The 25,688-nt window shown below is 41.5% G+C and carries 29 protein-coding genes and 2 riboswitches; of the genes, 6 read left to right on the top strand and 23 right to left on the bottom strand.

Annotation, left to right across the window (positions count from 1 at the left end):
* Positions 1 to 2 precede the first annotated feature (2 nt).
* The 7 genes from AXF18_RS06265 to AXF18_RS06235 form a co-directional block, all read right to left on the bottom strand.
* Positions 3 to 872 (bottom strand): branched-chain amino acid ABC transporter permease, encoded by an 870-nt coding sequence (locus tag AXF18_RS06265; RefSeq protein WP_065371686.1) that lies wholly within the window; start codon positions 870 to 872, stop codon positions 3 to 5.
* A gap of 119 nt (positions 873 to 991) precedes the next feature.
* Complete coding sequence (locus AXF18_RS06260; protein ID WP_000726124.1) at positions 992 to 2,152, bottom strand: ABC transporter substrate-binding protein; 1,161 nt, start codon at positions 2,150 to 2,152, stop codon at positions 992 to 994.
* An 88-nt stretch (positions 2,153 to 2,240) separates the two neighbouring features.
* The gene (locus AXF18_RS06255; RefSeq protein ID WP_000462109.1) at positions 2,241 to 2,510 is read right to left on the bottom strand and encodes a YlbG family protein; all 270 of its coding nucleotides are present in this window, start codon (positions 2,508 to 2,510) and stop codon (positions 2,241 to 2,243) included.
* 78 nt (positions 2,511 to 2,588) lie between these two features.
* On the bottom strand, positions 2,589 to 3,179 hold the full coding sequence (gene clpP / locus AXF18_RS06250) for an ATP-dependent Clp protease proteolytic subunit ClpP (protein WP_000613468.1): 591 nt from the start codon (positions 3,177 to 3,179) through the stop codon (positions 2,589 to 2,591).
* A 179-nt stretch (positions 3,180 to 3,358) separates the two neighbouring features.
* On the bottom strand, positions 3,359 to 3,988 hold the full coding sequence (gene upp, locus AXF18_RS06245) for a uracil phosphoribosyltransferase (protein ID WP_000515974.1): 630 nt from the start codon (positions 3,986 to 3,988) through the stop codon (positions 3,359 to 3,361).
* An 88-nt stretch (positions 3,989 to 4,076) separates the two neighbouring features.
* On the bottom strand, positions 4,077 to 4,544 hold the full coding sequence (locus AXF18_RS06240) for a cytidine/deoxycytidylate deaminase family protein (RefSeq protein ID WP_000136994.1): 468 nt from the start codon (positions 4,542 to 4,544) through the stop codon (positions 4,077 to 4,079).
* An 18-nt stretch (positions 4,545 to 4,562) separates the two neighbouring features.
* Positions 4,563 to 5,120, bottom strand: a complete 558-nt coding sequence (locus AXF18_RS06235; RefSeq protein ID WP_000003896.1) for a TetR/AcrR family transcriptional regulator — start codon at positions 5,118 to 5,120, stop codon at positions 4,563 to 4,565.
* Positions 5,121 to 5,244: 124 nt separating this feature from the next.
* Between AXF18_RS06235 and AXF18_RS06230 the strand changes: the two genes are divergently transcribed.
* Genes AXF18_RS06230 through AXF18_RS06220 form a run of 3 tightly spaced genes read left to right on the top strand, consistent with a single transcriptional unit; the run spans position 5,245 to position 7,780 of the window.
* Positions 5,245 to 6,090 carry a DegV family protein gene (locus tag AXF18_RS06230; RefSeq protein WP_000219943.1) on the top strand — a complete coding sequence of 282 codons (846 nt, stop codon included), beginning with the start codon at positions 5,245 to 5,247 and terminating at the stop codon, positions 6,088 to 6,090.
* A gap of 57 nt (positions 6,091 to 6,147) precedes the next feature.
* Positions 6,148 to 7,323, top strand: coding sequence for an NAD(P)/FAD-dependent oxidoreductase (locus AXF18_RS06225; protein WP_065371685.1), 1,176 nt, complete (start codon positions 6,148 to 6,150; stop codon positions 7,321 to 7,323).
* Positions 7,324 to 7,342: 19 nt separating this feature from the next.
* On the top strand, positions 7,343 to 7,780 hold the full coding sequence (locus tag AXF18_RS06220; RefSeq protein WP_065371684.1) for an 8-oxo-dGTP diphosphatase: 438 nt from the start codon (positions 7,343 to 7,345) through the stop codon (positions 7,778 to 7,780).
* Positions 7,781 to 7,826: 46 nt separating this feature from the next.
* Here AXF18_RS06220 and AXF18_RS06215 read toward each other — a convergent pair whose 3' ends face one another.
* A complete protein-coding gene (locus tag AXF18_RS06215) occupies positions 7,827 to 8,567 on the bottom strand; it encodes a MerR family transcriptional regulator (protein ID WP_065371683.1) in 741 nt (246 codons plus the stop codon).
* 366 nt (positions 8,568 to 8,933) lie between these two features.
* Here AXF18_RS06215 and AXF18_RS06210 point away from each other — a divergent pair, with 366 nt between their 5' ends.
* Positions 8,934 to 10,274, top strand: coding sequence for a sodium-dependent transporter (locus AXF18_RS06210; RefSeq protein ID WP_002881319.1), 1,341 nt, complete (start codon positions 8,934 to 8,936; stop codon positions 10,272 to 10,274).
* 39 nt (positions 10,275 to 10,313) lie between these two features.
* Here AXF18_RS06210 and manA read toward each other — a convergent pair whose 3' ends face one another.
* Both manA and AXF18_RS06200 read right to left on the bottom strand, forming a co-directional pair.
* Positions 10,314 to 11,258 (bottom strand): mannose-6-phosphate isomerase, class I, encoded by a 945-nt coding sequence (gene manA / locus AXF18_RS06205; RefSeq protein ID WP_065371682.1) that lies wholly within the window; start codon positions 11,256 to 11,258, stop codon positions 10,314 to 10,316.
* A 256-nt stretch (positions 11,259 to 11,514) separates the two neighbouring features.
* Positions 11,515 to 11,775, bottom strand: coding sequence for a SemiSWEET family transporter (locus AXF18_RS06200; RefSeq protein WP_065371681.1), 261 nt, complete (start codon positions 11,773 to 11,775; stop codon positions 11,515 to 11,517).
* A 325-nt stretch (positions 11,776 to 12,100) separates the two neighbouring features.
* Here AXF18_RS06200 and AXF18_RS06195 point away from each other — a divergent pair, with 325 nt between their 5' ends.
* Positions 12,101 to 12,445 (top strand): lipopolysaccharide assembly protein LapA domain-containing protein, encoded by a 345-nt coding sequence (locus AXF18_RS06195; protein ID WP_000913393.1) that lies wholly within the window; start codon positions 12,101 to 12,103, stop codon positions 12,443 to 12,445.
* Between the two features lie 165 nt (positions 12,446 to 12,610).
* On the opposite strand, the gene AXF18_RS06190 is transcribed toward AXF18_RS06195, so the two are convergent.
* The 5 genes from AXF18_RS06190 to AXF18_RS06170 all read right to left on the bottom strand — a co-directional run bounded on the left by AXF18_RS06190 (position 12,611) and on the right by AXF18_RS06170 (position 18,141).
* Positions 12,611 to 12,958: a VOC family protein gene (locus AXF18_RS06190; RefSeq protein ID WP_001052638.1), complete on the bottom strand. Its 348-nt coding sequence runs from the start codon at positions 12,956 to 12,958 to the stop codon at positions 12,611 to 12,613.
* A 58-nt stretch (positions 12,959 to 13,016) separates the two neighbouring features.
* On the bottom strand, positions 13,017 to 14,792 hold the full coding sequence (spxB, locus tag AXF18_RS06185; protein WP_000191817.1) for a pyruvate oxidase: 1,776 nt from the start codon (positions 14,790 to 14,792) through the stop codon (positions 13,017 to 13,019).
* A 318-nt stretch (positions 14,793 to 15,110) separates the two neighbouring features.
* Complete coding sequence (locus AXF18_RS06180; RefSeq protein WP_007520385.1) at positions 15,111 to 17,354, bottom strand: heavy metal translocating P-type ATPase; 2,244 nt, start codon at positions 17,352 to 17,354, stop codon at positions 15,111 to 15,113.
* Between the two features lie 9 nt (positions 17,355 to 17,363).
* Entirely contained in the window at positions 17,364 to 17,735 is a 372-nt protein-coding gene (locus AXF18_RS06175) for a cupredoxin domain-containing protein (RefSeq protein ID WP_057488596.1), read from the bottom strand.
* Positions 17,736 to 17,745: 10 nt separating this feature from the next.
* Positions 17,746 to 18,141 (bottom strand): CopY/TcrY family copper transport repressor, encoded by a 396-nt coding sequence (locus AXF18_RS06170; protein WP_065371680.1) that lies wholly within the window; start codon positions 18,139 to 18,141, stop codon positions 17,746 to 17,748.
* Positions 18,142 to 18,321: 180 nt separating this feature from the next.
* Positions 18,322 to 18,420: riboswitch (TPP riboswitch) on the top strand.
* 83 nt (positions 18,421 to 18,503) lie between these two features.
* On the opposite strand from AXF18_RS06170, the gene thiD reads away from it, so the two are divergent.
* Positions 18,504 to 19,295 carry a bifunctional hydroxymethylpyrimidine kinase/phosphomethylpyrimidine kinase gene (thiD, locus tag AXF18_RS06165; RefSeq protein WP_065371679.1) on the top strand — a complete coding sequence of 264 codons (792 nt, stop codon included), beginning with the start codon at positions 18,504 to 18,506 and terminating at the stop codon, positions 19,293 to 19,295.
* Positions 19,296 to 19,340: 45 nt separating this feature from the next.
* On the opposite strand, the gene thiE (AXF18_RS06160) is transcribed toward thiD, so the two are convergent.
* From thiE (AXF18_RS06160) to thiE (AXF18_RS06125), 8 genes are all read right to left on the bottom strand, one after another.
* Positions 19,341 to 19,973 (bottom strand): thiamine phosphate synthase, encoded by a 633-nt coding sequence (thiE, locus tag AXF18_RS06160; protein ID WP_065371678.1) that lies wholly within the window; start codon positions 19,971 to 19,973, stop codon positions 19,341 to 19,343.
* Positions 19,966 to 20,769 carry a hydroxyethylthiazole kinase gene (locus tag AXF18_RS06155; protein ID WP_065371951.1) on the bottom strand — a complete coding sequence of 268 codons (804 nt, stop codon included), beginning with the start codon at positions 20,767 to 20,769 and terminating at the stop codon, positions 19,966 to 19,968. The genes thiE (AXF18_RS06160) and AXF18_RS06155 overlap by 8 nt, the downstream gene beginning before the upstream one ends.
* Complete coding sequence (thiW, locus tag AXF18_RS06150) at positions 20,769 to 21,293, bottom strand: energy coupling factor transporter S component ThiW (RefSeq protein ID WP_033584924.1); 525 nt, start codon at positions 21,291 to 21,293, stop codon at positions 20,769 to 20,771. Before thiW ends, AXF18_RS06155 begins: the two co-directional genes overlap by 1 nt.
* Positions 21,294 to 21,296: 3 nt before the next feature.
* Positions 21,297 to 21,989 (bottom strand): thiaminase II, encoded by a 693-nt coding sequence (tenA, locus tag AXF18_RS06145; RefSeq protein WP_065371677.1) that lies wholly within the window; start codon positions 21,987 to 21,989, stop codon positions 21,297 to 21,299.
* A 10-nt stretch (positions 21,990 to 21,999) separates the two neighbouring features.
* Entirely contained in the window at positions 22,000 to 22,650 is a 651-nt protein-coding gene (locus tag AXF18_RS06140; RefSeq protein WP_065371676.1) for an energy-coupling factor transporter transmembrane component T, read from the bottom strand.
* A gap of 1 nt (position 22,651) precedes the next feature.
* Positions 22,652 to 24,037 (bottom strand): ATP-binding cassette domain-containing protein, encoded by a 1,386-nt coding sequence (locus AXF18_RS06135; protein ID WP_065371675.1) that lies wholly within the window; start codon positions 24,035 to 24,037, stop codon positions 22,652 to 22,654.
* On the bottom strand, positions 24,038 to 24,598 hold the full coding sequence (locus AXF18_RS06130; RefSeq protein WP_065371674.1) for an ECF transporter S component: 561 nt from the start codon (positions 24,596 to 24,598) through the stop codon (positions 24,038 to 24,040). It lies immediately after the preceding gene.
* A gap of 158 nt (positions 24,599 to 24,756) precedes the next feature.
* Positions 24,757 to 24,845, bottom strand: a riboswitch (TPP riboswitch).
* A gap of 213 nt (positions 24,846 to 25,058) precedes the next feature.
* Positions 25,059 to 25,688, bottom strand: a complete 630-nt coding sequence (gene thiE / locus AXF18_RS06125; RefSeq protein ID WP_033605926.1) for a thiamine phosphate synthase — start codon at positions 25,686 to 25,688, stop codon at positions 25,059 to 25,061.

The following is a 25,688-nucleotide window of genomic DNA, read 5'->3' as shown; positions in this document are numbered from 1 at the left end:
GTTTACACCTTCTCTTTCACATTCTTACCAAGGATACCTGCAGGTCGAACAATCAGAATCAAAAGCAAGATTCCATATACGATAGCTTCACGAAAATCAGACATACCGAAGGCAGTAGCAAATGTTTCCAACAAGCCAATCACAAATCCTCCTAGAGCTGCACCAGGGATAATCCCGATACCACCGAGTACGGCCGCAACGAATGATTTTAGACCTGGAGTCACACCCATCAAAGGTTCAAGAGAGTTGTAGTAAAGGGCAATGAGGACACCTGCTGCACCAGCAAGGGCTGAACCCAAAGCAAAGGTAAAGCTGATTGTACGATTTACATTAATTCCCATCAATTGAGCTGCGTCGCTATCAACTGATACCGCACGCATGGCTTTCCCCATTTTTGTTTTTTGGACGATCAATTGCAATAAAACCATCAAGAGTACAGAAACTGCTAAAATCATCAATTGAACATTTGTCAAGCTAATTGGTCCCAAGTCAAAGCGGACTGTTTCAATTGCTTGAGGGAAGGCACGAGTATTGGCGCCTACTAGATAAACCATTCCGTATTCCAGTAGGAAAGACACTCCGATGGCAGTAATCAATACAGCAATACGTGTAGAGTGTCGTAAAGGACGGTAGGCAAGAAACTCAATCACAACACCAAGTAGTGCTGTCCCTGCCATTGAAATAATTAAAGCTAAAAAGAAATCCATTTGGAAAGAATTAATCAAAAAGTAACCAATAAAGGCACCCATCATGTAAATATCACCGTGGGCGAAGTTGATGAGTTTGATAATTCCATAAACCATGGTATAACCCAGAGCCAAAAGTGCATAAACACTACCCAGAATTAGACCATTCACAAGTTGTTGGAGCATAGCATTCACTCTTTTCTATCGTTATTTTTTAGAAAATTTCATTATTTTCACAAGTTCATAAACACCGAAACAGGGAGTGAGTCAAAGGCTCATTCCCCATTTCAATTACTATTCTAATGTTATGGTTTTACAACTTCTGCTTCTTCAACTTTACCATTGTTCATGGTCATCATGTAAGCAGTTTTCACTGTATTGTGGTCAGCATCAAAGCTTGTTTGACCAGTTACACCATCAAAATCTTTGGTTTTAGCAAGGTTGTCCTTGATTTCACCTGAGTTTTTAGCACCTTTTGCAGCATTTGCTACTAGGTAAACTGAGTCATAGGCCAAAGCTGAGAATGTTGAAGGCTCTTCGTTGTATTTAGCACGGTATGCTTCAAGGAAAGCTTTAGCTTTTGCAGAAACATCAACTGTTGTTGAGAATCCAGAGATGAAGTAAATGTTTGATGCTCTTTCAGCAGTTGCTTGTTGAACAAATTCTTCACCGTTGAATCCATCACCACCAATGATTGGCTTATCAATTCCCATACCACGAGCTTGGTTTACAATTTTACCAGCTTCTGTGTAGTAACCTGGAACTACGATAGCGTCAAACTCTTTGTCTTTCATTTTAGTAAGGGCTGCTTGGAAGTCAGTATCACCTGCTACGAATGTTTCATCTGCTACAATCTCACCCTTGTAAGCTTCGCGGAAAGATTTAGCAATACCTTTTGCATAGTCACTAGCGTTGTCAGTATAAAGAACAACCTTCTTAGCATTCAATTTATTTGTTACATAGTTAGAAATAATCTTCCCTTGGAAGCTATCTTGGAATGTTCCGATAAATAGGTAATCTTGACCTTTAGTCAAACCGTCTTGAGTAGCACTTGGTGAAATCAATGGCACTCCAGCTTTAGTAGCGTTAGCTACAGCTGCAGCAGTTGCACCAGATGTCGCAGGTCCTACAATAGCTGCTACTTTTGATTGGGTAACAAGGTTTGTTGTAACAGAAGCTGCTTCAGCAGTTTCTGACTTGTTGTCTTTGTCTACAACTTCGATTTGTTTTCCATCAATTCCACCTGCAGCGTTGATTTCGTCTACAGCAAGTTGGGCACCCTTTTGTTCAGCTGTACCGTAAGCTGCTACAGCACCTGTCTCTTCAAAGTTAAAACCGATTTTAATTGTTTTTTCGTCTACTGGATTTCCAGTTATGTTTGACGCTCCTGACTTGACCTCTCCACAGGCAGCAAGAAGAGCCACACTAGCAAGAGCCACAAAAGATAGGGCAAATTTTTTCTTCATTTTTAATCTCCTTATAGTTGTTTCAAAAATTGTATGTTAAGAATATACCGAATTATCAGAAAATTGTCAATGTATTTGTTTAACTTTTTTAAATGATAACGTTTTCTTCATTCCGATAGAGATTCCCAACGAAGGGGGTTTCTAGCTCTTGGATATGGCAACGTCTAATTTTCTTGATATATCTTTCCTTACCTAATCTCTCAACCAACTCATCTAGCTCCTCAGTTGGAACATAGAGCTGCAAGTAACGACGTTTTTTGGAATGGTAACAGATATCACCGTATTCCTGAAGTTTTTTTGCATCTCGATTATAGTAGAGATAGATGATTAATCCTGATCGATTTGTTTTTTCAAACATGAGGAATCCTCTTTCTAAGAAATCTTCCTCTATTATACCAAAAAAAGCAAACTCCGTCGAGTTTGCTTTCTAGGTTGCTTAGCTTAAAGAATTGTTGGCCATGATTTCATCAATAAAGCCATATTCAAGTGTTTCTTGGGCACTCATCCAGTAATCACGTTCCGCATCTGCATGAACTTGCTCGACTGATTTACCAGAGTTATCTGCAAGGATTTGCTCCAAAGTCTTACGAGTTTTGAGCAAGTGCTCTGCAGCGATTGCCATATCGGTTTGTTGGGTACCACCACCTGTACCACCCATTGGTTGGTGAATCATGTACTCCGCATTTGGAAGCATGAAACGTTTGCCTTTGGCGCCACTTGATGCAATAACAGTCCCCATGGATGCAGCCATCCCCATAACGATTGTTTGGACATCTGCCTTGATAAAGTTCATGGTATCAACGATTGCCAAACCAGCTGAAACAGAGCCCCCAGGTGTATTGACATAAAGGTAAATATCTTTTGTGCTGTCTTGGGCATCCAAGAAAAGTAATTGGGCGATAACGGAGTTGGCCATGTTGTCTTCAACTGGACCTGTTAGCATGATGATGCGGTCTTTCAGAAGACGAGAGTAAATATCATAGGAACGTTCTCCACGGCTTGTTTGTTCAATAACTACAGGAATCATTCATTTCTCCTTTTATGTTTTATGTTGAATTTTCTTAGTCTTACGACTCAATACAGAACTATTATATCTTTTTGGTCAAAAAAGGTCAATTTTTTGCTCTATTCTCTAAACAGAAACAAAAACTCAACCTCCTTTCAAGTCAAAAACGAACTTCTAATTTCACTATTTACTTTGGGATTTTATTTAGTACCGAACAAGCGGTCTCCAGCATCTCCAAGACCTGGAACGATATAACCGTGTTCGTTCAAGCGTTCATCCAAGGCTGCTGTAAAAATTTCTACATCTGGGTGTGCTTCTTGAAGAGCTTTTACTCCTTCAGGAGCAGATACTAGGCAGACAAACTTGATATTTGAAGCGCCACGTTTTTTAAGGGAATCTACTGCCAAGATTGCTGAGCCACCTGTTGCCAACATTGGATCAACGACAAAGATTTGACGTTGGTCAATATCCTCAGGTAATTTCACCAAGTATTCAACTGGTTGAAGGGTTTCTTCATCACGGTACATACCAATGTGTCCAACTTTGGCCGCTGGAACCAAGCTCAAGAGTCCATCCACCATCCCGATACCTGCACGCAAGATTGGGACAATCGCCAATTTTTTACCAGCCAATTGTTTTTGAACGGTCTTTGTGATAGGTGTTTCGATTTCCACGTCTTCAAGTGGAAGATCACGAAGTACTTCATATCCCATCAACATTGCAATCTCATCTACTAGCTCACGAAAAGCTTTTGTAGAAGTGTCTGTACGACGCAAGATTGACAATTTGTGTTGAATAAGTGGATGATTAATGACTTCAATTTTTCCCATTTTCTGAATTCCTTCTTTCAATTTATTCTTCTTATTATATCAAAAAACGGTTTAAAAAGCTTTCTAAACCATTTATTTTAATTAATTTTTAAATCAAATCTGCCTCTTGAAGAGCTGTCTGAACAGTCTCTAATGGTAAATGGGTCAGCTCTGTGCCTTTTTCTTGATAAAGGTACTGGGCATAGTCATCCATTCGGTACTGGTTGATATAAACCACGCGCTTGCAACCAACCTGAAGCAGTTGTTTGGTGCAGTTCAGACAAGGGAAATGGGTCACATAGGCTGTAAATCCTCTGGGAACCCCTCGTTCGGCTCCTTGCAAGATAGCATTGACCTCGGCGTGAAGGGTTCGGACACAGTGTCCTTCAATGACCAGACATTCGTGGTCGATACAGTGCTCAGTTCCCGATACAGAACCATTGTAGCCTGTTGAAATGACTTTATTGTCCTTAACGAGGACAGCTCCCACCTTGGCACGTTTGCAGGTCGAACGATTGGCAATCAGTAAGGCTTGAGCCGCAAAGTACTCATCCCAAGCCAGTCTTTTTTCTGTCATAAGTCTTCTCCTTTTCCCCTATTTTTTGAAAAATGGCAAGCGTAAATCCGCAATTTTTTCAGCTGGAACCTTCATTCCATCCTTGATCCATTTGAGCAGAACCGATACGATTGCAGAACTCCAAAAGGAATGAAGGTAGCTGCTGACACCTTTTGACTTTCCGTGGTATTTTTCCAGAAATTCCTGCATGGCTTGGACGAAAATCTTTTCCAAGTGGTAGTCCAGAGCAAGTTGGATAACCTTGGCTTCTTTCTTGGCTGCGCGGAAAAGGTGTACCCAGACTAGATAAATATCGGTTTTGACATCGTAGTGGCTGAGCTGTTCCATGATATTATGAACACTGCGTTTAAAGACGCTTTCCAAAATCTCTTCTTTAGAATCATAATTTCGATAGAAGGCAGCGCGAGAGACGCCCGCCCGTTTGACCAGCTCCGAAATACTGATCTTGGCCAAGTCTTTTTTCTCTAGAAGTTGCAAAAGAGCCGTCTCGATTGCTTCTCTGGTTAAAAAATTGGATTCTTGATTTGATTTTCTGAGATTTTCAAGAGATTTTTCAGATATTTTACGTTCAGACATAACAATTTCTTTCTACTTGTGACAACAGAGAGGTGGTACTTTTGTTTCAAGGGCTTTCATGATATAATTGTAAAAAAAGACAGAACCTTTGTCAATGTATAAGTGACAAAGATGGAGAATTTCTATGACTTGGAAGATTGTAGCTGACTCTGGTTGTGATTATCGTCAACTGGCAACTCCTGCTATTGATACGGAATTTATTAGTGTTCCTTTAACCATTCAAGTAGCTGATCAGATCTTTATTGATGATGCCAATCTCGACATTAACCACATGATGGAAACCATGTATGCGACTTCTGAGGCTTCAAAATCAGCCTGTCCTAGCCCTGATGATTACCTGCGTGCATTTGAAGGTGCTAAGCATATCTTTGTCGTTACTATCACTGGTACTCTTTCAGGTAGCCATAATAGTGCACAGCTCGCTAAGAATATCTATCTGGAAGAACATCCTGACACTCAGATTCATGTGATTGATACATTGTCTGCAGGTGGTGAGGTTGACTTGATTGTCGAAAAAATCAATAGCTTGATTGATCAAGGATTCTCTTATGAGGAAATTGTTGAATCTATTACAGCCTACCAAGAAAAAACGAAGTTGCTCTTTGTCCTTGCTAAGGTCGATAACTTGGTCAAAAATGGTCGTTTGAGTAAGCTTATCGGTACTGTCGTTGGCCTTCTCAACATCCGTATGGTTGGGGAAGCAAGTGAAACTGGAACCCTAGAACTACTCCAAAAAGCGCGTGGACCAAAAAAATCCCTTCAAGCAGCCTATGAAGAACTCATCAAGGCTGGCTACGCTGGTGGCCGTATCGTCATGGCTCATCGTAGCAATGAAAAATTCTGTCAGCAATTGTCAGAACGCTTGCTGGAAACCTTCCCACAAGCGGATATTAAAATCATCCCGACGTCTGGTCTCTGCAGTTTCTATGCAGAAGATGGCGGTTTGTTGATGGGATATGAAATTAACTAAGATTATGAGCAACAAGAGATGCCAAGCATCTCTTGTTTTTTGTGGTACAATAGAGCTATGAAACATTTTGATACTATTGTCATTGGTGGGGGACCTGCTGGCATGATGGCTACGATTTCCAGTAGCTTTTATGGTCAGAAAACTCTTCTCATCGAAAAAAATCGCAAACTTGGCAAAAAATTAGCAGGAACAGGCGGTGGTCGTTGTAATGTAACCAACAATGGAACTTTAGATGACCTAATGGCTGGCATCCCGGGAAATGGGCGTTTTCTTTACAGTGTCTTCTCCCAGTTTGATAACCATGATATCATCAACTTTTTTACGGAAAATGGTGTTAAACTCAAGGTCGAAGACCATGGTCGTGTCTTTCCTGCCAGCGACAAGTCTCGGACTATTATCGAGGCCTTGGAAAAGAAAATCACTGAACTAGGCGGACAAGTTCTCACTCAAACAGAAATTGTTTCGGTTAAAAAGATAGACGACCAGTTTGTCCTTAAGTCCTCAGACCAAAGCTTCACTTGTAAAAAACTGATTGTCACAACTGGTGGAAAATCCTATCCTTCCACTGGTTCGACTGGTTTTGGACATGAGATTGCCCGTCATTTCAAACATACCATTACCGAGCTTGAAGCTGCTGAGAGCCCATTGTTGACTGATTTTCCACACAAAGCGCTTCAGGGGATTTCACTAGACGATGTGACCTTAAGCTATGGCAAGCATGTCATCACCCACGATTTGCTCTTTACCCACTTTGGTCTATCCGGTCCTGCTGCCCTACGCATGTCTAGCTTTGTCAAGGGCGGAGAGGTTCTCTCGCTAGATGTTTTACCTCAACTTTCTGAGAAGGACTTGGTTGCATTTCTAGAAGAAAATCGGGAAAAATCCTTGAAAAATGCTTTAAAAACTTTGCTTCCAGAACGCTTGGCAGAATTTTTGTCGCAAGGCTATCCTGAAAAAGTCAAACAACTGACTGAAAAGGAACGCGAACAACTACTCCAGTCCATCAAGGCCCTCAAAATCCCTGTGACTGGAAAAATGTCTCTTGCTAAGTCCTTTGTCACCAAGGGGGGCGTCAGTCTCAAGGAAATCAACCCTAAAACACTGGAAAGCAAACTGGTCCCTGGTCTCCACTTTGCTGGTGAGGTACTGGATATCAATGCCCACACGGGTGGCTTTAACATCACTTCTGCCCTCTGCACCGGCTGGGTGGCAGGAAGTCTGCATTATGATTAAATATCAAAGGTTGTAAAAAATGAATAAAAGAGAATCAGTTGAATTTGTCAACATGTGTATGATTCAAAACGGAGACAAGGTGCTGGTCCAAGACAGAGTTAGCCCTGACTGGCCTGGTATTACTTTTCCTGGCGGGCATGTTGAACGTGGCGAATCCTTTGTCGAAGCTGTCATTCGTGAAGTGAAAGAAGAAACTGGACTAACTATTTCAAAACCCCAACTCTGTGGTATTAAAGACTGGTATGACGACGAGGATTATCGTTATGTCGTCCTATTTTACAAGACCGAACACTTTACTGGTGAGCTACAATCTTCAGACGAAGGAAAGGTATGGTGGGAAGAGTTTGAAAATCTCTCTCAACTAAAACTGGCAACCGATGATATGTCTGATATGCTTCGTGTTTTTTTGGAAGATGATCTCAGTGAATTCTTTTACTACAAAGACGGTGACGACTGACTTTATGACTTGAAGTAAAAAATAGGCTAGGAAATTCCTAGCCTATTTATTCTGCATTTGTCTGAACGTAAATAGCAATGACATCTGATGTGTATTGAGCTGTTCCAGGTCCAAATTTGTCAATGTTTTCCTTAAACTCTGGGTTGTAGACGTAGCCTTTGCCGATATGACCGAATACCTCAATAGAGCAGTCAAATCCATAATTACGAATAGCTTGCAAGAGTTTAGCTGCTTGCTCTTGGTTTTCAGCTGCTGTTACAGGCAGACCAGCTTGAAGGTTTTGTGCCAAGGCTTGAAAAACTTGGTTGAAAGCGGCTGTGGACTCGTCTTCGCGACCTTTTTGGCGTTCAAGCGCTTGGTCCATAACTTCTTGACCATATTTCTCTACCGCTTCTTGGTGGTATTTTTGATTGTCTTGATAGCTAAATCCAGTGAATTTTTCCTCAATGGTCATTTTTCTTTCTCCTTTTTGTTCTTGAATGGTTTTTTGCAAGGTGGAAATCAAGGTATCCAGATGTTGCCTTTCTCGAGTTAGATAGTCCAACTGCCTAGTCAAATGAGGCAATAAATCTTTCCTTTCTTCCTTTAACAGCTCTGCTATTTTTTCTAAAGAAAAGCCTAGATATTTGTAATACAGAATGACCTGAAGTCGTTCCAAATCCTCTTGACTATAGGTTCGATAGCCGTTTTCCGACTTTAAGGGAACCAAGAGCCCTATCTTATCGTAGTGGTGCAGAGTCTTGACAGAGACACCTGAAAGCTGCGCAGCTTCTTTTATATGGTACATGATTTCCTCCTTATACTCAATGAAAATCAAAGAGCAAACTAGGAAGCTAGCCGCAGGTTGCTCAAAGTACAGCTTTGAGGTTGCAGATAAAGCTGACGTGGTTTGAAGAGATTTTCGAAGAGTATTACATTGATAGTATAACCCCTCCCCTTAGGTCAGAGTCAAGCGTTTTTGCGAAAAATTTTTAACTTTTTGAGAAAGGTGTGAAAACTTGAAAATGGTTTTCTTGACAGACCTTAGAAAACATGATAGGATAGTCAAGTCTATCAATCAAACAGAAAGCTCATAAAAAGCCATTGAGAGAAGGCTATTTGACAACTCAAGTAGCCTTTTCTTATTTTAAAAAACAAGATTGGAGTTTCAACTATGTCAGAAAAATCGCAATGGGGCTCGAAACTAGGCTTTATCCTAGCATCTGCTGGTTCAGCCATCGGACTTGGAGCCGTTTGGAAATTTCCCTACATGACTGCCGCTAATGGCGGGGGAGGCTTTTTACTGGTCTTTCTCATTTCCACTATTTTAATCGGTTTCCCGCTCCTGCTGGCTGAGTTTGCCCTTGGCCGTAGCGCTGGCGTTTCCGCTATCAAAACCTTTGGAAAACTTGGTAACAATAACAAGTACAACTTTATCGGTTGGATTGGTGCCTTTGCCCTCTTTATCCTCCTCTCCTTTTACAGTGTTATCGGAGGATGGATTTTAGTCTATCTAGGTATTGAGTTTGGAAAATTGTTCCAGCTTGGCGGTACGGGTGATTATGCTCAGTTATTTACTTCAATCATTTCAAATCCAGCCATTGCCCTAGGAGCTCAAGCAGCCTTTATCTTATTGAATATCTTTATTGTATCACGTGGGGTTCAAAAAGGGATTGAAAGAGCTTCGAAAGTCATGATGCCCCTGCTCTTTATCATCTTTGTTGTGATTATTGGACGCTCTCTCAGCTTACCAAATGCCATGGAAGGCGTTCTCTACTTCCTCAAACCAGACTTCTCAAAACTAACTAGCGCTGGTCTCCTTTATGCTCTGGGACAATCTTTCTTTGCCCTCTCACTAGGGGTTACAGCCATGCTGACCTATGCATCCTACTTGGACAAGAAAACCAATCTGGTCCAGTCAGGGATTTCCATCGTAGCCATGAATATCTCAGTATCCATCATGGCTGGTCTAGCCATTTTTCCAGCTATGTCAGCCTTCAATATTCAGTCAGAAGGGGGACCAAGCCTGCTCTTTATCGTCTTGCCTCAACTCTTTGACAAGATGCCTTTTGGAACCATTTTCTACATTCTTTTCCTCTTGCTCTTCCTCTTTGCGACGGTTACTTCCTCTGTCGTGATGCTGGAAATCAATGTGGGCAATATCACCAACCAGGACAACCGCAAGCGTGCCAAGTGGAGCACTATTTTAGGGATCTTGACCTTTATCTTTGGAATTCCTTCAGCTCTATCCCATGGGGTCATGGCGAATGTTCACATTTTTGGGAAGACCTTCTTTGACGCTATGGACTTCTTGGTTTCCAATCTCCTCATGCCATTTGGAGCCCTCTGCCTTTCACTTTTTACAGGCTATATCTTTAAAAAGGCTCTTGCTAAGGAGGAACTCCATCTCGATGAAAGAACATGGGAACAAGGACTTTTCCAAGTTTGGCTTTTCCTTCTTCGTTTTATCATTCCAATCATCATCATCGTGGTCTTTATCGCCCAATTTATGTAATCAAAAAGGACTTGAGTAGTAAACTCAGGCCCTTTCTTTTTATGGATGGCTAACAATCAATTCCAAACCTTGCCCTTCCAAGGTCCAAGCTTCAACATCACTTGGTAGGATAAAGTGGCTGCCTTTTTGGATTGGATAGTTTTTCCCGTCAACAGTCAGGTGACCCTGACCAGCTAAGACACTAAACAAACTGTAGTCTGCTGTCTTTTTAAAGTCAACTTTTCCAGTGATTTCCCATTTGTAAACCGCAAAGAAATCATTGGATACAAGGAGAGTGGAACGCAAATCATCAGCTTTGACAGTTACTGGACGGCTATTAGCAGGCTCACCAATGTTCAAAACATCGATGGATTTTTCAAGGTGAAGTTCACGCAAGTTGCCCTTGTCATCCTTACGGTCAAAGTCATAGACACGGTAGGTGGTATCGCTAGACTGCTGGGTTTCAAGAATCAAGATACCCGCCCCAATAGCGTGCATGGTACCACTTGGTACATAGAAGAAATCTCCAGCTTTAACTGGTACTTTTGTCAGCAAGGCATCCCAGTTCTTGTCCTCAATTTGCTGGCGGAGTTCTTCTTTTGATTTGGCATTGTGACCGTAGATAATCTCTGAACCTTCGTCTGCTGCGATGATGTACCAGCACTCTGTTTTTCCGAGCTCGCCTTCATGTTCTAGTCCATAGGCATCGTCTGGGTGAACTTGGACACTGAGCCAGTCGTTGGCATCCAGAATCTTGGTCAAGAGTGGAAATACAGGTTCTGGACGGTTGCCAAACAATTCACGGTGTTCTGCATACAAAGTAGCTAGGTCTGTTCCCTCGTAGTGCCCATTAGCGACCTTTGAAACTCCATTTGGGTGGGCTGAAATAGCCCAGTATTCTCCGATTTTTTCACTTGGGATATCGTAGCCAAACTCATCACGTAGCTTGGTTCCACCCCAGATTTTTTCTTGCATAACTGATTGTAAAAATAATGGTTCTGACATCTTATTCTCCTGTCTGTTTTTCTCACCTCATTATAGCAAAAAGCCAGATCTAATTGAACTCTTTTTCACATCTTATAAAGTAGGGAGAAGATTTTATAAAAATAGTAACGAAATAATCTTTTACTTGATGGAGGAACCCCTAAAGCAGCACTCAGAAAGCTCGCTCTCAACGGCTGTTTCCCTCAACTCTCATTAGACTTCCTTTACTTGAGAATCTATTTTTATGTACAAAAAAAGACTGAAACCAGTCTTCTTTTTATATCAATGCCGTAATAGCCGTTACTAGGCCAAAAACGATACCCGGTGCATTAGCAGCCGCGAGGGGAATATCTCTTTCTTTCTTGAAAAGACCGTAATAAACCCATAGGCTACAGTTGATGGCTGCGACTAAGGGTTGGATGAAGTTTCCTTTTTGACCAGCCAGGTTGTTCATGATTTGTGGGAAGTAAGACACATACATCATAACAGACATGAAGGTCGCTACCCAACCCAAAATTTTCATTTGTTTTTCAGGCATTTTCAAAACCTCTTTCATTTTTATGAATCATATTTTATAATCTTTCTTCAAAACAATCAAGTCTTTAAAACTTTTGTTATAAAGATATAAACTATCACAATCTTGTTATAAGAAAGAGGGAACAGAAAAAAGACCGAATTGCTCCGTTCTGTTTACTCAATCAAATATTAGAAAATGAATACTCCTTTTCAATGAATCGATTGATTGATGGTAAATAAGCCGTTAGAAATTATTGACAGTATCGAAATTTTCTAGTAAAATGAATTTTGTTAATACCTAAATGGTGTGTAGTTTTCTATCAACATAGTCAGGAGAAAAGGAACTTATGCTAAAAAAATTTAATGAATTGTCACTGAAAGATAAGGCTTATCTAATTGGCGGTTTGAGCTTATTAGTCATTGTGATCTCATTTGGTCTACTCAATCGTCAAACAGTAACTGTCAGTCTTGTCTTTACACAACTATCTGCTCCCTTGATTTTGGTGATTTTTACTTGTCTAGTAATCGGGATCATTGCTGGTAGTGCTATTGGTATTAGCTATCACCATAACAAGACTCAAGATCTGAGAAGCCGCATTGCTGAAGCAGAAGCGACTATCAATATAAAAGACAGGGAGCTTGTCCAGTACGAGGAACAGGTGCAACAATTAAAACAGGAAGCCAAACAATAAGTGTAGAAATCATAACCACCCGTGAAAACGGGTGGTTTTTTGTCTCGCACCTAACGGAGCGAGACGGACTGAAAGTCGCATAAATACAAAAAAGATCGAATTGCTCCGATCTTTTTAAGTTTCACTCCAAGAATGTTTAGATAAAAAATTTGATAATAGAATTACCTACTTCATACGATAAAAATCAATCACTAGACCAGCAGGCCCTTTAACTAATAAGGACTCTGTTCCCCAATCGGTTACAGTTGGTCCGTTTAAAACCTGGATACCAAGTTCTTTCAACCGTTGGTAATTCTGGTCTACATCCTCAACCTCGATATGAAGAATGATTCCTGACTGAAAATCTTCCAAAGGAATCAAATGATTTTGGGACAACATCAGACAGTGACTGCCAATCGTAAACTGAGCAAAACTGTCATCAACATAATCGGGCTTTTTATCCAAAATACGCTCCAAGTCAGCACAGACTTGGGGAACATCTGAAACGATAATATCTAATTGATTTAAATTCATTTACTATCCTCCAGAAAAAGACCGGATTGCTCCGATCTTTTTAAGTTCCACGAAGGAATTATTTAATTGCGCGTGATTGCAATCCTTCTTCTTCCAAGAAGAGGCGGAATGGTACGAGTTCTTCTGCTTCGTATTTTTCCTTGAAGTCTTTGATTGCTTCTTCTGAGTGAAGTTTTGGATCCAATTCAAGTACTTCTACTGGAAGTGGACGGTGTGGAGTGATGCGAGCATCGATCACAACAGTTTTACCTTCTTTGTTGAGTTTAACAGCTTCTGCAACAACTGCATCGATGTCTTCGATACGGTCAACTGTAAATCCTACAGCACCTTGAGCTTCAGCGATTTTCGCATAGTCAGCATTAGGGAAGTCACAACCAAACAAGTGTTTGTTTGTGTCTTCGTATTTGTCCTTGATGAAGGCATATTTACCATTTGAGAAGACAACATTGATAACTGGAAGGTCGTATTGAACGTTTGTGATAACGTCTGGGTAGCACATGTTGAATGCACCGTCACCCATGATGTTCCATACTTGGCGATCTGGATTGTCTTTCTTAGCAGCGATACCACCAGGAAGGGAAATACCCATTGTCGCAAAGAGTGGAGATGTACGCCACATGTTCTTAGGTGTCATGTGAAGGTGACGAGTAGATGTTTGAGTAGTGTCACCTACGTCGATTGAGTAGATAGCGTCTTGGTCAGCATGTTTGTTGATTGCATTGTAAACTTGATACAATTGCAATTCACCCTCGGTTTTACCTTCGAGTTTGTTCATGTAATCACGCCAGTTTTGGTTGTTCTTCACGTTTGCACGCCACCATGGAGTAGACTCAACTGGGTTTACTTTATCAAGGATAGCTTTCGCTGCTTGACCTGCGTCACCAAGGATAGAAGCGTCAAGGGCATGACGTTTACCAAGTTTGTAAGGGTCGATATCGACTTGGATGAATTTTTCAGTGTTCTTGAAGGCTTCGTAAACTTCAGCAAATGGGAAGTTTGAACCAAGGAAAAGAACTGTGTCTGCTTCAAAGACCACTTCGTTGGCTGGTTTCCAACCAACACGGTAAGCAGAACCTGTCAAACCTTCGTAGTTCCATTCAAAGGCTTCAAAGTTTTTACCAGTTGTGATGATTGGTGCTTTGATTTTACGTGACAATTCAGTAATCACTTCACCTGCTTTAACACCACCGTAACCAGCGTAGATAACTGGACGTTCAGCATTGTTCAAGATTTCAACAGCTTTGTCGATTTCAACTTCGTTCAATGCAGGAGCGATGAATGAACGCTCGTATGAACCTGAACCGTAGTATGAGTTTTCGTCGATTTCTTGGAAACCGAAGTTTACTGGAATTTCAACAACAGCTGGACCTTTTTTAGAAACTGCAGCACGGCAAGCTTCGTCGATTACTTTTGGCAATTGCTCAGCGTAAGCGACACGTTTGTTGTAAACAGCGATACCGTTGTACATTGGGTTTTGGTTCAATTCTTGGAAGGCATCCATGTTGAGTTCGTTAACTGGACGTGATCCAAGGATAGCAAGGAATGGAGTGTTATCCATAGCTGCATCGTAAACACCGTTAATCAAGTGAGTCGCACCTGGACCACCTGAACCAACTGCAACCCCGATTGAGCCGCCAAATTTAGCTTGCATGACTGCTGCAAGAGCACCTGTTTCTTCGTGACGAACTTGCAAGAAGCGGATATCTTTGTCTTCAGCCAAAGCGTCCATCAATGAGCTGAGTGTTCCTGATGGGATACCGTAGATTGTGTCTACGCCCCATGTTTTCAATACATTAAGCATTGCTGCAGATGCAGTAATTTTCCCTTGAGTCATAATGATAACTCTCCTTCAATTATTTTTAAAACTTGATTCATCCGTTTTCATATATTATTTGGAAACGTTTCAGCAAATTTTTACTCTACTACTTTACCACATTTGTTTTGGGTCTCCTAAGAATGTGCTCAGAAATTTTTATTATCTATTACAGTACAGTTTGAAAACGTTTTTAGTTTCTGTTTTATAATAATACTCAATGAAAATCAAAGAGCAAACTAGGAAGCTAGCCGCAGGCTGTACTTGAGTACGGTAAGGCGACGCTGACGTGGTTTGAATTTGATTTTCGAAGAGTATAAAAAGCGAGCAAGCTCGCTTTTAGTCTATTTTACTAAAGTTTAGTAAGAGTGAACTGGTCAGAACAGATACAGAACTAAAGGCCATGGCTAGACCTGCCAGTTCTGGATTGAGGGCCAGTCCAACACCTGAAAAGACTCCTGCCGCTATCGGAATTCCGACGACATTGTAAATAAAGGCCCAGAAAAGATTGAGCAGAATACGATTAAAGGTTTTCTTACTCATATCAAAAGCACGAACCACTCCTAGGAGGTTATTGGTTGTTAACACCAAATCTGCTGACTCAATGGCGATATCGGTTCCAGCACCCATGGCAATTCCCACATCTGCTACACTGAGGGCTGGCGCATCATTAATACCATCCCCAACAAAGGCTACTTTGCCAGCCTCTTGTAGTTTATGGATTTCATGGGCTTTTTCTTCTGGCAAGACACCAGCAATGACCTCTTCAATGCCGATCTGATCGGCAATGGCACGCGCCACACCTGCATTGTCTCCTGTCAGCATGACTGTTTTAAGACCACGTTTTTTCAACTGACTGATGGCCAGCTTGGCATTTCCCTTGGGAATGTCTTGCAAAGCAAGCAAACCTTTGATTTCATTGTCCACAGCCAAGAAAACAACTGTCTTAGCTTCTTTTTCTAGTTCTTCTAGTTTTTCTTGATAAGCGCTAGAAATATCCATACTATCCAGCATTTTAGCATTTCCAAGCAGAACTTGTTTTCCAGCTATTTGCCCTGAAACACCTTTTCCATGCAAGGCTTGGAAATTTTCAACAGTTTGAAACTCAAGTCCAGCTTCACTCGCTCGCTTGACAATAGCCTCAGCCAATGGATGTTGGGAAGCTTCTTCTAAAGAGGCAGCTAAGCCGAGCACTTCTGTCTCATCGCCAATGATATCAGTGACCACTGGTTTTCCTTCCGTCAAAGTCCCTGTCTTGTCAAACACAATAGTTTGGACTTTCTGAATTTCCTGTAAGACTGTTCCATTTTTGAGAAGAACCCCCATTTTGGCACTGCGTCCTGTCCCTACCATAAGAGCTGTCGGTGTTGCAAGACCCAAGGCACAAGGGCAGGCAATAATCAAAACCGCAACTCCATAGAGAAGAGAAGACACAAAGCTAGCTCCAAGCACGACTACACTATCCCTGAGCAAGACGAACCAAACCCAAAAGGTCACGATTCCTAAAATGACAACTGCTGGGACAAAAATCCCTGAAATCTTATCTGTCAAGTCCTGAATCGGCGCACGACTAGTTTGAGCTTTCTTCACAAAGTCTACAATCTGAGCCAAAACAGTCTCTGAGCCAACTTTTTCTGCCCTAAAAACAAGGGTTCCACTATTATTGATGGTTGAGCCAATGACGGTATCTCCAACTGTTTTGTCTACCGGCAAGCTCTCACCTGTCACCATGGATTCATCTATGCTGGACACACCTTCCACTACGACACCATCAACTGCAATCTTTTCACCGGGCCGTACTCGAATCAGGTCGCCTACCTTGACTTGGTCCAAGGGAACTTGAACATAGCTATCATCACGCAAGACTTCTGCTGTTTTAGCCTGCAAGTCTAGTAGTTTCTCCACAGCTTGTGAAGTATTTTTCCGCATTTTCTCTTCAAAAACTGCTCCCAAAAGAACGAAGAAGAGGATAAATCCAGCACTTTCAAAGTAGACAGGGAGCCCAGCGAAGAGGGCAACTAGACTATAGAGATAAGCCACTAGAGTTCCCAAAGCAACCAAGGTATCCATATTAGCATTGTGTTTTTTAAAGCTGGCCCAAGCGCTTTGGATATAAGGACCACCTGCTACTAACATAATAGGCGTTGTGGCTAGAAAGGTTCCCCAATGCATGACTTGGTGACTAATGCTGCCTGTCAACATCCCAATCATGAGAATCACAAGAGGCACAGTAAAGATACTGGTAATCCAAAAACGTTGCAAAAGTGACAAAGATTTTCGAGTCTTCTCAACGACGGTATAGCTTCCCTTTTGCATCTTCATTCCACATGAGAATTCATGTTTCCCCAACTCTTGAGGTGTAAAACGAATGACCTTTTCCTCGTCTACTCCGATTGGTTCTAGAATCCCTTCTTCTTCGAAAAGAATTTCTTTATAACAGTTTGAAGGGGTTGCACGATGAAAGGTAATCTCAGCGGGAATCCCTTTTTGGAGCTGGATATGGGCTGGGTGATAGCCTTTTTCAGCTGTGATACGGATTTTTTGAATGCCATTTTCTAGGCTGGCTTTCACAATTTCTGTCATAGTTTCCTCCTACTCTACAATCATCTTGCCGTGCATCATGTTCATACCACAAGCAAATCCAAACTCTCCAGCCTGCTCAGGCGTGATTTCCACTACATACTCTTCCCCCATAGGCAGGTCCGCATGTACTCCAAAATCTGGAAAAACAATTTGATCCAGACAGGGTGAAGGATCCTTACGATCAAAGATAATACGAGCTGGCACTGATTTCTTGAGGATAATCAAGTCAGGCGTATAACCTCCCTTGACTTCCACTCGAATCTCTTGGTAGCCCTTTTTTTGCTGGGCCTTTTGTCCAGATTTTTCAGGCTTTTTGAAAAACCAAAACAAGATAAACGCGATAAGGGCAATACAAACAATGGTTACAATACTATTTAACATGACGTCTCCTTTACATACAATTACATTTTACTTCAGCAACTGCGCTAGCTTTTTTCTCAGAAATCACAGCTTCCAAGTCTGCCAAATCAGCCTGAGTGAAATCACATTCCGCAATCAAGTCAGCCACCAACTGCTTCATCCTACGAGAACAAACCTTGTCCTTGATATCTCGGACAAGCAGGTCTCGGCTTTGATCCAGAGTTAAAAGGGCTGAATAGACAAAGGACTTGCCCTCTTTTTTCCTAGTCAGGCACTCTTTCTCAACCAGACGAGCTAAAAGGGTCTGAACTGTAGACTTGGACCAGTCAAACCGCTCCGCCAGAACTCTGATCAAATCCGTACTGGTCTGTTCGCCCTGCATCCAAATAATCTTCATGACTTGCCATTCTGCATCTGAAATCTGCATCAGCACACCTCCAAAATCTACATTTGTCAATTACAATTATCAGTATACCTCCAAAATCTACATTTGTCAATTATAAAATTACATATTTCTTAAAAAAGTACTTTAACCATTTGATGAGAGATTTGCAGTCAAATTTTACTATATAAACTATAAAAATATGCTATACTGTAGAAAAAAGAAAACAACCACTAGGGGTGCGTAAAGCTGAGATTAACGACTGTTAGATCCCTTTGACTCAATCTAGGTAATGCTGACTGATGGAAGTGGAAACAATAATGGGGACTACCAGTCTTCCATTGCCTTCCTAAAACAGACTAGCTTGTTCTTAAGAATACAAACTTCAGTTGGTTGGGAGGTTTTAGATGACTTATTTACCCGTTGCTCTAACCATTGCAGGGACTGACCCTAGTGGCGGTGCTGGCATTATGGCTGATTTAAAGTCATTCCAAGCTAGAGATGTCTATGGAATGGCCGTTGTGACCAGTCTTGTCGCTCAAAATACCAAAGGCGTTCAGCTAATCGAGCACGTCTCCAACCAAATGCTGGAAGCACAATTGGAGAGTGTCTTTTCGGATATCAATCCTCAGGCTGTAAAAACTGGGATGTTGGCAACTACTGAGATCATGGAGATCATCCAACCCTATCTTAAAAAGCTGGACTGTCCCTATGTGCTTGATCCTGTTATGGTCGCTACGAGTGGGGACACCCTGATTGATTCCAGTGCCAGAGACTACCTAAAAACAAATCTGCTTCCCCTTGCAACCATTATCACTCCGAATCTTCCTGAGGCAGAAGAGATTGTTGGTTTTTCGATTCATGATCCAGAAGACATGCAGCGTGCTGGTCGCCTGATTATAAAAGAATTTGGTCCTCAGTCCGTTGTTATCAAAGGTGGCCATCTTGAAGGTGGTGCCAAGGATTTCCTCTTTACCAAGGAGGAGCAATTTGTCTGGGAAAGTCCAAGAATTCAAACCTGTCACACCCATGGTACCGGATGTACTTTTGCTGCTGTGATTACGGCTGAACTAGCCAAGGGCAGAAGCCTTTACCAGTCAGTTGATAAGGCCAAGGCCTTTATCACGAAAGCCATCCAAGATGCTCCTCAACTCGGACATGGTTCTGGCCCAGTCAACCATACAACTTTTAAAGATTAAGAAAAACTCTCTAGTTCCTGCTATAAGGAATTAGAGAGTTTTTGATTAGGAAATCATGTCATCCAGCTTTGTTAAAAAGACTTGCGTTTTTGCTTCAATATCTTCTGCCTGCATCAGATCACGTACGACAGCTACACCAGCTATGCCCGTGCCGATAAGTTGGTCAATATTCTCTGACGTCAAGCCTCCGATAGCAACTACTGGAATGGCGACCGTTTGGCAAATGGTTTTCAAGGTTGAAATCAGGGTGATGGGTGCATTTTCTTTGGTCGTAGTCGGAAAAATGGCTCCTGTTCCCAAGTAATCCGCACCCGATGTTTCTGCTTCAAGGGCTCTTTTAACTGTTTTAGCAGTGACACCGAGGATTTTGTCAGGACCCAATACTTGGCGGGCAACCGAAACTGGTAGCTCATCGTCGCCAATATGCAGACCTGTAGCATCAACCGCGAGACAAACATCCAAACGATCATCGATAATCAAGGGAACCTGATAGGCATCTGTTATTTCCTTGACTTGTTTTGCCAGTTGATAGTATTGATTGGTGGTGAGATTTTTTTCTCGTAGTTGGATGATGGTAACACCTGAACGGCAGGCCGCCTCGACTTTTTCAAGAAAATTTTCCAAGGAATCTTGGTAGCGATTGGTTACTAGATACAGTTTAAGTACTTTTCTATTCATAAAAGTCTCCTTTGATGGCTTCTAGCCAGTTTTCGTCTCTCTTTAGGAGAGAGAGTTGATTGAGAACTTGGTAACGAAAATCTTCCAATCCCATTCCTTGAACAACTATTCTCTCAGCAGAGATATTGAAATAAGAAACTGCTAGGCACGAAGCTTCAAAGGCAGTCTTTCCTTGGCTGAGAAAAACGGCTGTCAAGGCTCCAACCAAGTCTCCTGTCCCTGTTATCCAGTCCAATTCTGCACAGCCATTTCCCAATATTGCAACCTGATTCTCCGAAACGATGAGATCCTTGGGTCCAGTGACTAGGAACGACATACCAGGATAAAGTTGACACCAGTCTTTCAAGACTTGAAGCAAATCCTCAGTTTCTTGATCTTTAGCACTAGCATCAACTCCCACTCCGTGGTGCTTTAAACCAACAAGACTTCGGATTTCCGACATATTTCCTTTAAGGACCGTGGGCTTGTATTCTAAAAGCTCTCTGACTAGCCCCTTACGAATGGGTGACGCTGCTACACCAACCGCATCTACTACCATTGGAAGAGAAGCTTGGTTTGCATAAGTAGCTGCCATACGGATTGCTTTCTCCTTCTCAGCTGACAAATGCCCCAAATTGATGAAGAGAGCCTGACTTTGCTTAGTAAAATCAAGAACCTCACGAGGATCATCTGCCATGACTGGTTTGCATCCCAGAGCCAAAATGCCATTAGCCAGCATCTCACATGAAATCTCATTGGTAATACAGTGAATCAAGGAACTGGTTGCCAGAGGGAAAGGATTTGTCAATTTCTGCATCATTCTATCCTTTCTCCAAAGAAATATCCCTGCACTTTTTTAAAGAATTCCTGCTTGATCAAAAATCGAAAGGCAAGAAAAGCTATGGCTGTACCAATCAAGGTCGCTCCGAAAAATCGCGGAGTGTAGATAAACCAGCTGAGCTTAGCAGCCGATCCTGTAAAAAGTACCATAACAGGATAGGAAACAATGGATCCGATAATCCCTGTTCCCAAAATTTCTCCTAGGGCAGAGAAGTAAAATTTTCTACCAAACTTATAAAAGAGACCTGCGAGGAGGGCTCCAAAAGTAGCTCCTGTTAGGGCCAAAGGGGGAATGCCCTGAGTAGACATACGGATAAAGGCTGTGACTGTAGCCATGACCAAGGCATAAACAGGCCCCATCAAGATCCCTGCAAGAATGTTGACTACACTGGACATTGGTGCCATTCCTTCAATTCGAAAAATGGGTGTAAGAACTACGTCAAGGGCAATCATCATGGATAAAATGGTTAATTTGTGAACTTGAAGTTGGTGGTTTCTCATTTTCTATTTCTTCTCTTTTTCTAAGGACTGCAAATCACTCGTCCATGTTTGATGTTGGTAAGCCATCTCCCAAAACTTGGCTTCCATGTGGACACTTCGGTGGAAGGCCTCTAGCATTTTTTGTTTGTCCGTCTCATTGCTTTCTCGATAGAGCTGATTGACCAGTGCTTCTTCCTCTTTAATCTGCTGTTCTAATTCATCGGTGATATAGGTTTCAATCCACTGTTGATAAAGAGGATTCGGGGATGGTTTGCGATTAAGTGCCTTGCCCAAATCATGGTATAACCAAGGACATGGGAGCAAACTAGCAAAAGCAATGCCCAAGTTTGGCTCTGCAAACTGTCGATAAATATGCGAAATGTAATGATAACAGGTTGGAGCAATCGGTTGCTCGTCTATTTCCTGGTCGCTGATTCTTAATTCCTTGAAAAATTGTTGGCGGATAAACAATTCACCTTCCACTAGACTCTGGGCATTTTGTTTCAAGAGTCTTTTCATCTCCTCGTTGGAAGTCTTATCAGCCAAGAGGTGATAGGCTTCTGAGAAGGCCTTCAGATAGTAGGCATCCTGAATCAGGTAATAGCGAAAGATGGAAGGTTCTAACGTTCCCTCTTGTAACTGTAATACAAATGGGTGATGAAAGGAAGCCTGCCAAGCTTCCTTGGATAATTCCATCGCAATATCTGTGAATTCCATAATAACTCCTTTATAGAAATAAACTGGTTTGAAGTAGTAAAAAGAAAAGTAGGTAGATCAATGTTGTCCTTTGAGGAATATAAAAGGTCCGATAGCGATTCTCCAACTGTGCATGTTCGTCATATCCGTGCGCAGACAAAGCGATCAGATAAAGATGGCGCCACCTAAAGACTGTCATCAGAACCTTACTGTAAATCAGGGGAGACCAAACATGCAATTTTTGACCACGCAATAAGCAAGCTTCCTTGAGGGACTTGATTTCTTGTTGAATGAGGGGAAAGGCATTGAATACCACAATTAAGGCATAGGCCCAAGACCGTGATAGGCCCTTTTGAGCCAAGTACAAGAGAAGCTCTTTTAAGGAAATACTAGAAACAAAGACAAGACCAATACAAACCGTCACAAAAGCCCTCGTCCCAAGCATGACTGCCTGCGAAGCATCCCCATGTAACTGTACTGCCCAGTAGTTGGCAAAAGATGGTAAGATGGCGAGTACGAGCATCCAAGCCAACATCTTAAATCGACGGTGGTAGAGCATGAAGAGAATGCAAAATGCGACTACTGAAAGATTAAGAGCAATCGAAGGAATGAAAGATGTTTCCAAGGATAAAACTAGAAAGAAGAGACTGATAACCGGTGTCTTAGTTGCTACTTTGATCATACTACCTCACCTCCCCTAGAGTATCATTTTTCAGAGATGGGAGAGGTTTGCTGATGGTCACCTCTTTCACATGACTAAGACCCTGACTAGTCATCTCAATCCAATAATCAACCACAGAGATCAAGGGATCTAAACGATGGCTAATGATCAAAAAACTTCTTCCTTGATTTCTATCCTCCAACATCCACTGACAAAAATAATGGCAGGCTCTATCATCCAAACCAGCAAATGGCTCATCTAGCAAGATCACAGAAGCCTTGCTGGTCAAGATGGACAAAAGCTGAAGTATCTTTTGCTGACCACCACTTAATTGATAGGGACTCCTATCAAGCGCCTGCTCCAGATCAAAATATCCTAAAGCTTGGAGAATCCGCTGATTTCTTTCAGAGTCTGGGCTATCTAGTTGCAGTTCCTCTCTCAGACTGCCTCGGATAAACTGCTTCTCAGCTTCCTGAACAACACCAGTCAGATCGCGATACAAACTTTTTTTCTTTTTTAGAACACAACTCTTCCAAGTAATGCGCCCCTTATACTTTTGAAATTGAAGAATAGACCGAAAGAGGGTTGATTTCCCGACACCATTGTCACCCAAGATACAGGAAATCCCTTGGTAAAATGTGAAATCCGCAATCGAAAAGAGGGGGCGATGATCCAGCTCACAAGTCAAACGGTCCATATGAAATAGTTCTGGGCTAGAAGCAACTTCCTTTGAAGCGACCTGTATCATCTCAGAGGAAGGGATTTGAAACACTTCTCTTAGTTGACCGTCTCTTAGCTCCACCATATGGTCGATATAGGCTTCATAGTCCGTTAAATCATGGTCACACAGGATAACTGTCTTCCCATCAGAGACCAACTCTTTTAGAATCTCCAATATCTCTATCCTACTCTTACGATCAATGGAAGCGAAGGGCTCATCCAAGAGATAGACCCTAGGATTCATAGCAAAGAGAACTGCCAGTGCAGCCTTTTGCTTTTCTCCACCTGATAAGTGATGAATTGGACGGTGCAAGATTGCCTTGCACCGACATTGCTGGACAACCTCTGCTATTTTAGAATCAATTTCCTGAACGGGATGCCCAATATTTTCCAAGGTAAAAATCAGCTCCTCAAACAAGTTCTCCATTGTAAATTGATGATTAGGATTTTGAAAGAGAATACCAACCGTCTGGACACGTTCGATGATAGAAAGCTGACTGACCTCGCTCCCATTTATCAGGACTTGACCGCTATAGGGAAGAGAACTGACTTGGGCAATCAATTGAAAGAGGCTTGATTTTCCAGAACCACTGCTCCCAACTAACAAGGTAAAGGCTTGCCCATGAAAGGTAAAATCAATCGGTTCTGAAAAAATTGGGGACTGAATCTCCCGTAATTCCAGCCCCATCTATGCTTTTCCTCCAGTTGCAAACTGATGATAGAGTTTGACAATGGCACGAACCAAGATAGTACAGAAGAAAAAGACGGAAATAAAACGTACCACTAGCAAGGAAAGGACAAAAGGAAGGGAGAAGGCATAGTAACCTAACTTAATGTATTCATAGACAAAGCTAAAAAGGGTAATCCCAATACTATTGGCAGTTAGAGAGAGCCAACTTTCATAGCGATTCTTGGTTACGATAAAACCAAGTTCACTTCCCAAACCTTGAACCAAGCCAGACAAAAGGGCACCTAGACCAAATTGGCTACCATAAAGAACTTCAGCAAGCGCAGCTAGCCCTTCTCCAATCGTTGCGCTTCCCACTCTTGGAACAAAGATGGCAGCAATGGGTGCAGCCATACACCAGAGACCAAAGAGGATTTCATTGGCAAAGGCCTGTAAACCAAGAGGTGCTAAAATCAGGGTGAGGATATCAAACAGATAGCCTGAACCCACAAAAACGCCACCAAAAAAGATAGACAAGAAAGCAAGTAAAATAACCTCTTTTAACTGCCATTTTTTCAACATAAAAAACTCCTTTTTTAAAGAAAAGTGGGGTATTCAAGGTGAGCTACCGAAAGGCTTAACGTCCAGCCTATCCTCTTTTGATAAACAAAAAAACTCCAATTACAAACGAGAATTAGAGTTTACCTTACAAGATTAGACAGTTCTTTTCGACATACGAAAAAAACCTTTTCACATTTCCCTTCGACAGTACTAACTGTATCAGGTTCAATGGGTATCATCTCAGCCTAAAGCACCCCAAATGTCTTTATTATTTAATTATATAATTATTTTAACAGACGATTTATTCTAGTTCAAGGAATTGAACTGGAAATACAGCCTTGTACTCAAAAAGACAGCAGATCTTTCTTTTGCAAAAAATAAATGACTTATTTGATGGATTAGCTATTTGAACTGAATCTGGACATATCTTTTTAGAAAAAAGAAAATCCTACTCCCTCAGAATCCAAGGAAAAATTGATGCCTATTGTTCACTCATTTCCCGAACAGTTTTTTCTATATTTTTTGCATACGATATTGCTGAAATGATTGAAACGCCGTCAACATTGGTCTTCATAATATCTTTAATATGTTGCGTCTGTATCCCACCAATTGCAACTAAGGGAATTTGTGGCAATAGTTTTCTCATCAATTTAAGACCTTCATAACCTATAGCACCACCAGCATCATCTTTTGACTGGGTATCAAATACAGGACCAACACCAACATAATCTACATATTCAACTTTTGATTGTTGAAATTCTTCCTCGTTTTTTATAGAAAGACCAATTATTTTATCTGGCATCAATTTTCTAATTTCATCAACACCAAGATCATCCTGTCCTACATGTACACCATCAGCATCAATTTCCATTGCCAAATCAATATCATCATTAACAATAAACGGAACATTGTATTTTTTACAAAGATCCTGTAGTTTAATTGCTAATTCGACTTTTTCTTTACCTTCTAAGGCTCCCTCACCTTTTTCACGGAATTGAAATAAGGTTATACCACCTTTTAAGGCTTCCTCAACGACTCTATATATATCTTTTCCTTGGCAAGTAGTCGTTCCACAAATAAAATATAGTTTTAGTAATTCTTTATGAAACAT

This window comes from Streptococcus sp. oral taxon 064 (genome assembly GCF_001683375.1).
Classification (GTDB): Bacteria; Bacillota; Bacilli; order Lactobacillales; family Streptococcaceae; genus Streptococcus; species Streptococcus oralis_S.
This window is presented reverse-complemented; position numbering and strand designations above follow the sequence as displayed.